This is a genomic window from Gordonia aquimaris (assembly GCF_026262595.1).
GTDB lineage: Bacteria > Actinomycetota > Actinomycetes > Mycobacteriales > Mycobacteriaceae > Gordonia > Gordonia tangerina.
The window spans coordinates 117,513-128,366 of sequence record NZ_JAPKFM010000015.1 but is presented as its reverse complement, the minus strand read 5'-3'; the positions used below and the strand labels follow the sequence as shown (position 1 = coordinate 128,366).

Below are 10,854 nucleotides of genomic sequence, written 5' to 3'. Positions count from 1 at the left end.
GGGCGCGCGTTGACTCATCGAAAATGCGCGCGGAGGGGTAGTCGTTTGCCTCATCCGAAAATGCGCGCGTTCGGTGCGCCTCTGCGGTGGCGGTGTGGCCGGGTTGTCAGCCCCATTTGATTCCACACACCGGGCACTTGGTGTAGCGGTCCGGGTATGCGACCTCGGCGCCGCAACCACGGCAGATGTACATGGCCTTCAGCGCGGACTGGGGGGTGTGGAACATTATCTTCTCCTCGTGTTGGGGGCTTGCAAGGGTCATACCGGTCCCGCGCCGGGTGTCATGGCGGGTTGGCGGCCAAGGCCTGGGCTGCCAGTTCGGCGGCCTTCCGGTTCAGATCAGGCCCGAAGGCCACGGAGAAGTCCGGACTAGTGAGCATCCCGGAGACCCCAGGCGTGGTCAGTGCCTCGTCGTAGGACTGGAACGGCAGAGCCAGCGGAATCGCCGGCCTACCTGCGAGGAAGTTGCGGACTGTGTCGGGCGCGGAACTGCCGGCGAGTGTGTCTGCCAGGGTCGCGAGATCGAGCGTGGGAAACGACGACGCTGCTGGGCCGGCGGGCACCGTAACCACGTCGATAGTCGGCGGCTCGTACAGATACACGTCGACGCTGTGCGACTCGACGCTTCCATAACGGTTCCTCGCGATGACGCGGAAGCTTCCCGAAGATCCGGGGTTTACGGTGAGCCACTCATTCGCTGCGGAATCAGTGTGATACTCCTGACCGTCGGGCGCGATCACCACCAGCGAATCATGGCCGGCCACATGCCATCGCACAGTGACCGTCGCGCCGTTCTGCACCGCCTCTGGCTCGACGGTGAATGCATGGACCTCGGGCGGTCGCGTCATTGCAGCAATCCGTCGGTAGAAGTAGCCGTACCATTCCGCGGCGCTGGGACGGTCTGCTCGGGGGCCGCGGAGCCCCCGCTCGAATAACTCGAAACCCTCCCGGTCCGACACCGGCCGAAGGGCGCGGAACTGCGGGTCGAGGGATCGTGATGAAATAAGGATCTGAGCGCACAACCGAGCAATCTTGTAGCGGTCGGTCAGCTCATCCTGTCGGGACGTGTGGTTCTTCCCGGTGTTCTCCGGTGCCACCATGTGGGCCAGGTTCGCCTGCGTGAACTGTGGGGACCTGCCTTCGACTCGTGCCGGGTCGATGTCGACGAGCATCACCGGCGGATCGTGTTTCGAGGAGTACAGCACGTTCTTCTCGTTGATGTCCCCATATGTGATGTTGTGCCGGTGCAGCAGGGCGAATATTCGACACATCCAGGCGCACATGCGAATTCGCTCCACCAGGTCATCCTTGGCGACGATATCGACGACGCCGGAGCGCTCAGCCACTTCTGGAGCAGTCAGATCTGTGAAGCTTCTCGGTTTGCTGATGTTGTGGGGGATCTGAATAATGTCATTTTCGAAGAAGTCGTCGGGGACGATTCGCATAAGGTACCCGACGACACCGCCGCCGGGCTCGGTCACCGTGTCGAGGGGCCACGTGGTGAGGTTGTCGAGAAGTTGCCGATCCGCGGCGTCCATCCTCCGCCGGTAGTCGATTAGTACCGCGACGTTATCGATGACTACCTGGTCCAACTTGGTTGGCTTCCACTCTTTGAACGCGCAGGAAGCGCTGGGAATGAGGCCGCTGGGCGTGGTGACCTTATAGACGGCGCCGAATCCTCCTTTTGCGAGATATGTTTCGACGTCGAGTGCGTCGCGCTGGACGGTCACGCAGCATCATCTCGCAGCGATCGGGTGCACTCGGCGATCCATTGCCGAACATCCCAGTCCCGCATCTCGCTTCCCACTCCGGCTTCGACAATGTCGCTGATAAACCAGTCGATTGCGCCGAGTATCTGATTCGACGATCCGCTCCTATCGATGACCGCGCCATCTGCGTGCCATGCTGCTGCGGCGGCATCCGGCTCGATGCCCTCCATATCGGACATCACCCACAGCAGCGTTGGCCAATGGGCGAACGCGTGCGGTGACATTGGCTGTGAGGGGGTGTCGAGGACGATGGTCATGGCCGCAGAGATCTGCGGCGGTGCGCTCGCCCAGGCGTTGAAGGCGCGGTTTCCGTCGAGGACGTCGTCTATCTGAACGAGGTCTGTGAACGGAAGGGAGTGGCTGTCGAACAGCAGTTTCCCGCTTTCGTCCAGCAGGACTAGCCGCAGCTGGTCGTTCAGCCACGGGGACATGAACACGGCGTTTGCCAGGTGGCCGGCGAGTTCGCGGGCGATCTCACGAACACCTGATGAAACAGCAAGGACCAGTTCGGTTCGCGACGGACCGGATAGAGTGTCGTCGATCGTGTTGGTGAGCAACATGTTCTACGCCTCCTTAAATTGTTCCGGGGTCCGGAAGGCTGGTGACGGTCACCGTCGGTCCGGGTGGGGTGGTGCCGTTGGCAGGCATCGGCTGGCCGGTCGGGTCATGGACATGTTTAGGCGCGGGCCCGTTTCCGACGACGTTCTGACGCCAAGCGTTCATTCGAACTCCGGCAGCGGCGCGGGCGGCGTCGCGCCACTCTGCTAACGCTTCGCTTACCACCTCGCGCTGGTGCTCTGCGACTTCCTTGTTCACCAGTCGGAGTGTCTGTTCGTGGTGCTGGGCCTGGTCCTGTTCCGCAGCGATCTCCACCTGCCGTCGGATATTTCTCTTCTCCCGGGCGTGGTCGAGTTCCTCCGCCTCCTCGTCCTTGACCCGTTGGGTTTCGGCCTGGGTACGGTTCCAGTCGGCAAGCGCTTGGTCGGTCTCGATGTCGTCGATTTGGTCGATAGCGTTGTCATAAGCGGTCGGCTTGCCGAGGTTGGTCAGCACTTTGAAGATCACCGGCAGTAACTCGAGACAGATGAACAGTGCGGCCACTGCGAGGCGTGCCATCCGCGTGGTGCCGTCGGAGGCGGTCACATCGGATAGTGCTTTGAGTCGAGCGATCAGTCCGGTGTTGTTGAGTGCGACCTCGTGGCTGGTGCCGTTCGCGGCGTCGACCTTCTGCTGGAGGTCGTTGACCGTCTGCTGGACATGTGGAATGTCTCTCTGGGCGTCGGCGATGGCCTGCTTGCTCTCCTCGAGAAGCTGCGGTCGCAGGGCATTGATGGTCTGCTGCTTCTTCGCCTCCTTGGCTGCGATCTGCTGTGTGGTGGCATCCCAGCGGGCCTGTGCTTCATTGGCTACTCGCTGTTTCGCGACGCACGCCGCGGCACAGCCCGCCACGCCCGTTCCGCCCGTGCCATCTTCTTCTGCCAGGGCTGCGGCGCGGGCCTTCTCGTAGTCGGACTTTTGTGTGGAAGCTGTCTTCGCGAGGGCGTCGATCTCACTCTGGATGGCCTTGACCTCGCTATTGGCCGCCGGATCGGTCGTTGGCCCCGCGTTGATGGTCGCCCGGAGTTCGTTCAGGGTCCCCTTCGCCGCCGCGAGGTCACTTGCCGTCGTCGACCCTTGGAGCTGGCTGCGGAGCTCCTCCTGCTGCGTGAGGATGTTCTTCTGGAGTTGAGCATCAACCTCCGGCTCGAAGATCTTGAGCATCAACGGGGTCGAGATCACAACCCCTATGACGAGTGCCAGGAAGACCCGGGGAATCGCGAGCATAATGAGTCGCTTGGGGTTGCGCTCTTTACCCATGCCCATGACCAGCATCCGGTCGAGGTTCAGGATTGCTATGCCCCAACCGATTCCGAACACAATGGCGATGAGGAGCACGTCTGTAACATCGGCAATGAGGAGCGCATAGGTGGCCGAGACCGCGGCGAACACGGCGGTCGTCATGATGACGGCCCCCATCGCCGCTTGACGCGGAAGCTGCCCCGGCATTCGTTCGAGCACGTCGCGGCGAGCGCCGCCGACCTGGGCGAAGAAGTACGCGACCGGACGCGAGGATCGATCGGTGGTCATTCGGGCACTCCGGGTTTGGGTTGTGACGATGCGCGGATTTGGGCGAGGAGCTGCAGTGGCAGGCCGATGCATAGGCCGACAAGGGAGATCATGATGGACAGTGCCGGCTTTATCTGCCAGAGGTGGAGATAGCCGACAGCGTTGTAGCACGGCTTCGACAAGGGGTATCCGAGGTACAGTTTCAGCGGCGAACAGACCGAATACGACGGATGGCCTGCTTCGGTGAAAGAGTCCGCAGAGTCCGCGACCACCGCGGAGACGGCCATGGCCTCGAGATCGTTGGAGAGCATGCCTAGGGTGATTGGCACCGACAAAGCGAAGCCGATGGCTGCCCACGTCAGATAGTGCTCGACAACGTCGCGCCGGGCGACGTGTGGTTCACCCAACTCGGTGACAGTGCGATCTATCAAGCGCAGTACAGTCGGATAAATCGCCAGCCCCACAAGTAGTCCGAATCCCGACAGGGCACTTGAATAGGCTTGTCCGAGCGCGGTTGTGGACAGGGTTGGCAGTGCCGCGAGCGTCATGATGAACGCCGACACGGGGTCGTGAAGGCTCCTGCGGGCGTACTTGCCGAGTAAGACCCAGTTCTCCCGCCAGTAGCCAGGGGCAATCACGGCGTCCAGAGGGCCACAGCCGTTCGGTCGTCGGTGAACGTCATCCGACCCACACCTACCTGTGCGGCGAAGTTGACTGCCCGGGGCGGATCGGCCCATTCGAGGGCAAGCCTGTTCCCGACCTCGTCGTCGAGCAGATCACCGACACCGTCGGAGCAGACCACCACGGTCGCACCGGGTTCCACCGTCGCCTGTTCGACGGTGAGAATCATGGGTCCGTCCGGGACAGATCGGGTGCGGTTCGATGAGATGAGCGCGTCGTTGGAAGCGTCCTTGCCGCCGGCAAGCAGCCGCCACGCGGGAGTTAGTCCGCCGACCCGAGACCAGATCGATGAGTCGCCGAGCCCGCACAGAGTAAATGTCCACGGCCCCGGCCGACTGACACCCTCGACAACAGCGATCGTCGCGGTCGTCGCCATCAGTGATTCGTTCTGCCCGAAACGATTCCATCGCACCTTGCGGACGGCACCTGCCGCTCGCTCAAACATGGGGGTCCACTCGTCGGCGGTGACGGGCGTCGCTGTCGTGTCGAGGGTCTGTCGCAGCAGTTTTCGTGAGACTACGGATGCTGCGATGTGGGAATGATCTAGACTTCCCACCCCGTCGCAGACGACTGCGACGAGCCGGTCGGCGTCCGGGCAGAACCCAACCTCGTAGTGGTCCTGGCGCGCCGTCGAGTAGTGGCGGTGTGCCAGACCGCGGACCGAAGCCGCGCGCACGTGCCATCCTGAGAAGTCGAAGGCGTCGCATACGGTGTCGGGTACGGACACACAAGAAAAGGGTTTGCCGCCGTTGACTTCTCGATAGGCTCGGCCAGGATCGCCTACCACGAACGGTTCAGGAGGCGACTCGGGCGACGTGTCGCCGGCGACGGTCATGCCACGGTGTCCGCAACGAAGCCCTTCTTGAGGGCTCCTTGGGTGCCGGCATCCTCGATTATGACCTCAGGCGCACCATCGCGGACACTGGAGCCGGTACTCACGACCGATTGTGCCACGACCTGGCCGATCGCCTTCATCGCCTCAGGGGTTCCAACTCCGTTTTTAGCAATGAAGTAGAATGTCTCGCTGCGCTTCTTGGGCCATACGATGCTTGCCAGGTTCTCTTCGAGAACATCTCCAAATCCCAGCGGGACGATGTTCGGGTATATCGGTGCCGAGGTGAGGGCGTCGAACGCCGCCCTCCATGCGGTCTCGCTGTCGGAGAGGGGGTCGCCGTCGGTCACGAAAAACACCAGTGGGCGTTGAACGCTGTCGTTGGGCTTCTCCGCCTTGATTGCCCGGATGTCTGCCTCGATCTGATTCTTGAGCGCGGTGAATGCTGCCTCGAAGGAGGTTCCGTTTTCGCAACTGAGGAAGTCGGCCGCACCGATGGTGTTGTCGTAGGCGAGATTCGTCATCGGAATCTTGACGGTGGCCTTTTCGGAAAAGGTGATAAGCGAGACGCGGGCGACGTCTGCAAGCAACGGGTCCGCGCAGATTTCATTCTTCAATATGCGCAGGCAGTCATTGAGGGCGGGCATGACTGTCTCCATGGACCAGGAGACGTCGAAGACCAGGTAAAAGGGGCAGGTGTTCAGTTGTTGAACCATGACTGAGTGCTCCGTGGGTAGAGGGGTGACTCTGGGGGGCCGCGCCGGTGATCGGTCTTTGGCGGCCGATCACCGGTGAGTGAAGATTCGTCCCGGCGCGGCCACGTGGTCAGACGATCAGCTGATTGTCTGACCGCGGGTCTCGGTGCAGCGACCGTTGCAGCGAGGACAATGCTGGGTGGGACAGCGGTATCGACCGTACGGTCCGTCAGCCTTTTGAACCTTCGCGTAGAGGGACATTCCCACGTTGCAGTGTGGGCATTTCGGAGCCACTTCGGCACCTTTCGTCGGTGATCGGAAGCCACAGCTTACCGTCGGTTGGTTCAGGTTGGTGGCTACGGAGCTTCGATTCACCCATTCTGGCGACAAGTATTTTCAGGGCTCTTCCCGATTCAGAACGCCTCGGTGCACTCTGAATCAGGAAGAGCCATCGAACTTCCCGAGATCAGATGGCCACTGTGACTCCGATCGGCACCCCGGAGATGATCCCTAACAGCTGACGATGACCTGCGGGTCGGTCGTCATGTCGAGCCATTTCCCGTACGCGTCGTCGTTCTCACGCCGCACGGCAGCGCACACCTCCGACTGCGAGTAGCCGGCCGGTTTGTAGACCGCATATATCGGATTTCCCTCATCGCTCTGTTGGCGCAGCGACGGGCACGACCCGTCTGTGCGCAGGTACTTCGCGCCCGGATGTGCGGCGAGCGCGTTGCCGACTTCTGTGGCGTAACTGCCGGGATTGGTGGCGCTGTAGACCACCACGATGCCGAGACCGTCGCACGCGGGTCGGGTGATGGGCACCGACAGCCCGAGGTCGCCGGCACCATCGCCTGCGGCCTCGCCCTGCGAGTCCCGCGCACACATGGTGAAGTTGCCCAGCTCTGCCTCCGGGACACCGTCGGCGCGGGCCTCGTCTGGGCATTTCATGGTCGGGAAGGCCGTGTAGAGCGCCCACTTCCCGCCGACGATGTGTGCCAGTCCCGATCCGTCACCCACCGCACTCCACGTCACGTGTGCCCAGCCGTCGTAACAGCGTGGCGGCACGATGATCGGCTGCCCGAGGTCCGCACTGATCGCCTCGGCGGTACACGCTGGGCCGCTCGGTGTCGGAGCTTCCGCGCCAGAACCCTGAGGAACGACGATGAGCGTCGCATCGTTGCTCTCGCATTTTGTTCCGTATCCGGCGATCTCTGCCGCCACCGCGGTAGGGCTCACGCATGTCCATCCGTCGAAGACCGCCGAGTTCGTGTTGCCCTGACGCACCAGCGACGGATCGGTGAAGTACCGGTTGATGAGCGCGACCGCAGCCGTACACGACATTGCTCCGGACTGCACCACCACGCTGCCGGGTGTGCCGCTGGCGAATGTGACCGTGCCGCACCGCGTCCCCGGGCCGGCCAACTCCTGGGTCTGCTCCATGTTCGACAACCCGGTCGAGGAGCCTGATGCCGACTGCGGTTCTCCGGACGTGGCACACGCGGTCGCGATGAGGACGATGCCCAACACGGCGGCGGTCAGTGCTCGGTGAAGTGTGAAGAACCGTGGCGTCCGGTACCGCATCGATCTCTCCCATCGTCGCCTGTGGCGGCCCGACGCTAGCGCATGCGAACGTCCGACGACGGGGAGATCGGTCAGATTGCGTCATTCAGACGAATTGAGACCAGCAACTCTGTCGTCGGCACGGCCAGATAGCCTGCGGGACCGCAGCCAACGCCTGACGGCAGCACTCAGGGCTTTCACGTTGTCTCGCTCGGAACCGTGAGGCACGCGTCCGGACTGGTCGGGACTGACACCCCAACCGAGTTCTGCGGAACGTCGCGCGGTGACCGATTCGGCGAGCCTATCGCCTCGAAGGCTGGGGTACGCGTCTCAGTACGGTTGTGTACACACCGATATGGACATTGGTTCAACGTCGGGAAGTTCGGTGAGATCCCGCTATTGGCGCAGACCGTCGTCGATCTGGCCGATGGAGATCTCACCAAGGAACCGGCGTTTGGTCTGGGATCGCCGCTGGCGGTGGCCTTACGCAGCGCCGCCCGATGGTGGCTGGGCCGTCGCGCGGGTGGCGGCAGGATTTGCACGACAGCCTCGCGATGGCGCGCACGAGCGACCCGGCCACGCTCACTTTGGTCGTGTGCTGGACGTCGGGCCTGGCGCTGATCTACGGGGCGATGCGGGTCGACGACCCGATGTTGCGCAACATGGAAGCCGCCGACCGATACGCCCGCGAGACCAGCAACGACTACGGGTTGGCCGGAGCCCAACTCGTGTTGGGCGTGACGCTGCTCCGCCGGGAAGCGGCGGCCGGACGAGACTGCGGGTTGGAGCCGGCCGCGATCGGTCCGCTGCACGAGCATGCGGCGCCGCAGCTCCCGGTAGCCGAGGTGTTCGCCGTACACGAGCGTGCCCGGTGCGACGACGAGGCCTTCCGCGATGTGGTGCCCGCTATCTCGCGATGGCGGAATCGCTGGCTTCGAAGCGTTGTGTGGGCGCAGGCGATGGTGGATGACATGGCGTAATCGCGACGGGTCTACACCGAGTTCGTCGACGATCCGGAACACGATGTCCGTGTGCTGGCAGGATTCGACATCCCCGGCGATCGGCAGCGCGATCCACCACTTCATTCCCGCCGAACGTCCTTGTTCAGCAGGTGCTTCCAATAGATTCCGATGAACACCTTGTATACGGGTACCCATGGGTGCGCATATTCGGTTCAGAAAGGCAGTATCGATGCTCGATCTCGATCCGTACGTCCAGTCATGGATGACCGTCCTTGCCGAGCAGCGCCCGCTATTCCATTCTGAGAGCGACTTCCAACTTGCCCTTGGACTGGTACTCGCGGACCAAGGCATGACACAGCTGCGACTGGAGAAGAAGCTATCCGTTAGCCAGCCCATCGGCGGCCGTAGCAGCATCTATGTCGACGTGCTCGGTGAACTTGACGGGCATCGCGTCGCACTCGAACTCAAGTATCCGAAGAAGCATCTGCGCGCTTGCGTCGGCCAAGAAGTCTTCGACCTGCCGGCATCGGGAGCGCCGGACATCGACGCTGCCGCAATTTGGCGCGACGCCGAACGTATCGAACGATTGCTCCTTGACGACACCGTCGACGCCGGCGCCTCGCTGACGCTGACAAACTATCGTTTCTGGAGTGAGCGCAGCATGACCGTCCGGTCGCAAGCGCACGAGTTTCGGCTCTGGGAAGGTCGCACGGTCGAGCCTGGAACACTCCGGTGGCAACTCAAGAATGGACGCCAGGGGGAACAATTCGAGTTGCAGTCGCCCTATCAGTGTCGGTGGCACGATTTCGGCGACGTATGCGACTACGGCTTCCGCTACCTGCTCCTCCAACCACGGCTTCGCCCACAGTGAGGTGCTCGCCGGGATCGTCGCCCGCCGCTAATGTCGTCGACCTTGCCGCGGCCGACGTCGACAACGTTGAGCACCCATGCCAGACCTCTGGTCGCGTGTCGTTGCCGATCTGTCATTCTTTCGGCACGGTGGAGGTATTGGCGTGTCCCCCATGAACCGGTCCGGTTGGTTTTAGAGTCCTGATTGCCCTGATGAGGGCGCGAAGGGACGATAGGGATCATGGCAGGACGTAAGCGTCACTCGGCCGAGGACATCGTGCGCAAGCTGCGCCGAGCCGACGAGCTGGCCGCAGAAGGCAAGACCGGCGAGGAGATCGCCGCCGACCTCGAGGTATCGGCAGCGACGTTTTACAACTGGCGCCGCCAGTACGGCGGCATGGACGGCGACGCCGCCAAAGAACTCAAGGAATTGCGAGATCAGAACAGCCGGCTCAAGCGGCTCCTCGCCGACGCCGAGTTGGAGAAGGACGCACTGCGGGAGATCGCCAAGGGAGAATTCTGAGCCCAACCGCCAAACGCGCCGCCATCGACATTCTCAAAGATCGCATGAGCATGTCAGAACGCAAGGCGTGCAAGGTTGTTGGGCTCGCCCGCTCCGCCTATCGACAATTGCCGCAGGCGCAGACACCGGCCGATCCCGATGCCGGCCTGCGTGAGCAGCTACGGAGCTACGCCCGCAAGAACCCACGCCACGGGTTCCGTCGGGCGTGGGCGTGGCTGCGTTTCGACGAGGGCGATGAGGTCAACAAGAAGAAGGTCCACCGGTTGTGGAAGGACGAAGGATTGCAGGTGCGCCGGATGCCCCGCCGTAAACGGGCGGGCCAGTCGTCGGTACCAGTCGTGGTCGCCGACGCACCGAAAGTGGTGTGGGCATTGGACTTTCAGTTCGACTCCACCGTCGACGGACACAAGATCAAGATCGCGTCCATGGTCGATGAACACACCCGCATGTCGCTGCTGGACATCGTCGATCGCTCGATCACCGCCGAGCGGCTGATCGAGGAGTTGAAGAAGGTCTTCGCGATCTGGGGTGGCCCGCCGATGGTGCTGCGTATGGACAACGGGCCTGAGTTCATCTCAGAAGCCCTCCGAGCGTTTTGTGCTGGGTCGGTGGGGATTTCCTACATTCCGCCTGGCACGCCGTGGAACAACGGGTTCATCGAGGCGTTCAACAACCGGTTGCGCGACGAGTGTTTGAACCGCAACTGCTGGCCCACCCTGTTGGAGGCCCGCGTGGTCATCGGCGACTTCAAAGACGACCACAACCACCGACACCGCCACTCAGCGCTGGGCTACAAGACCCCGGCCGAGTACGCTGCCGGATGCACCCACCGGCATCACCCTGTGGGCTGCGAGATCGACTGACCAACCGTAAGAAG

10 protein-coding genes are annotated in these 10,854 nt (G+C 62.6%); 3 read left to right on the top strand and 7 right to left on the bottom strand.

From position 1 onward, the window contains the following. Positions 1–281 precede the first annotated feature (281 nt). From OSB52_RS15010 to OSB52_RS14980, 7 genes are all read right to left on the bottom strand, one after another. Positions 282–1,730, bottom strand: coding sequence for a hypothetical protein (locus OSB52_RS15010; protein WP_266062558.1), 1,449 nt, complete (start codon positions 1,728–1,730; stop codon positions 282–284). Then, positions 1,727–2,326 carry a hypothetical protein gene (locus OSB52_RS15005; protein ID WP_266062557.1) on the bottom strand — a complete coding sequence of 200 codons (600 nt, stop codon included), beginning with the start codon at positions 2,324–2,326 and terminating at the stop codon, positions 1,727–1,729. Before OSB52_RS15005 ends, OSB52_RS15010 begins: the two co-directional genes overlap by 4 nt. 16 nt (positions 2,327–2,342) lie before the next feature. Next, entirely contained in the window at positions 2,343–3,896 is a 1,554-nt protein-coding gene (locus OSB52_RS15000) for a DUF4407 domain-containing protein (RefSeq protein ID WP_266062556.1), read from the bottom strand. Next, complete coding sequence (locus OSB52_RS14995) at positions 3,893–4,438, bottom strand: hypothetical protein (RefSeq protein WP_266062555.1); 546 nt, start codon at positions 4,436–4,438, stop codon at positions 3,893–3,895. Before OSB52_RS14995 ends, OSB52_RS15000 begins: the two co-directional genes overlap by 4 nt. 71 nt (positions 4,439–4,509) lie before the next feature. Then, the gene (locus OSB52_RS14990) at positions 4,510–5,391 is read right to left on the bottom strand and encodes a protein phosphatase 2C domain-containing protein (protein ID WP_266062554.1); all 882 of its coding nucleotides are present in this window, start codon (positions 5,389–5,391) and stop codon (positions 4,510–4,512) included. Beyond that, a complete protein-coding gene (locus OSB52_RS14985) occupies positions 5,388–6,104 on the bottom strand; it encodes a vWA domain-containing protein (protein WP_266062553.1) in 717 nt (238 codons plus the stop codon). Before OSB52_RS14985 ends, OSB52_RS14990 begins: the two co-directional genes overlap by 4 nt. Positions 6,105–6,593: 489 nt before the next feature. Further along, positions 6,594–7,664: a hypothetical protein gene (locus OSB52_RS14980; protein WP_266062552.1), complete on the bottom strand. Its 1,071-nt coding sequence runs from the start codon at positions 7,662–7,664 to the stop codon at positions 6,594–6,596. A 533-nt stretch (positions 7,665–8,197) separates the two neighbouring features. On the opposite strand from OSB52_RS14980, the gene OSB52_RS14975 reads away from it, so the two are divergent. The 3 genes from OSB52_RS14975 (at position 8,198) to OSB52_RS14965 (ending at position 10,840) form a co-directional block, all read left to right on the top strand. Beyond that, positions 8,198–8,623: a hypothetical protein gene (locus OSB52_RS14975; protein ID WP_266062551.1), complete on the top strand. Its 426-nt coding sequence runs from the start codon at positions 8,198–8,200 to the stop codon at positions 8,621–8,623. A gap of 211 nt (positions 8,624–8,834) precedes the next feature. Next, positions 8,835–9,476: a hypothetical protein gene (locus OSB52_RS14970; RefSeq protein WP_266062550.1), complete on the top strand. Its 642-nt coding sequence runs from the start codon at positions 8,835–8,837 to the stop codon at positions 9,474–9,476. Positions 9,477–9,695: 219 nt separating this feature from the next. Next, positions 9,696–10,840, top strand: a protein-coding gene (locus OSB52_RS14965; protein ID WP_266062549.1) for an IS3 family transposase whose coding sequence is annotated in 2 segments (ribosomal slippage) — positions 9,696–9,963 and positions 9,963–10,840 — 1,146 coding nt in all. Because the reading frame shifts where the segments join, the coding sequence is not laid out codon by codon here. Positions 10,841–10,854 lie beyond the last annotated feature (14 nt).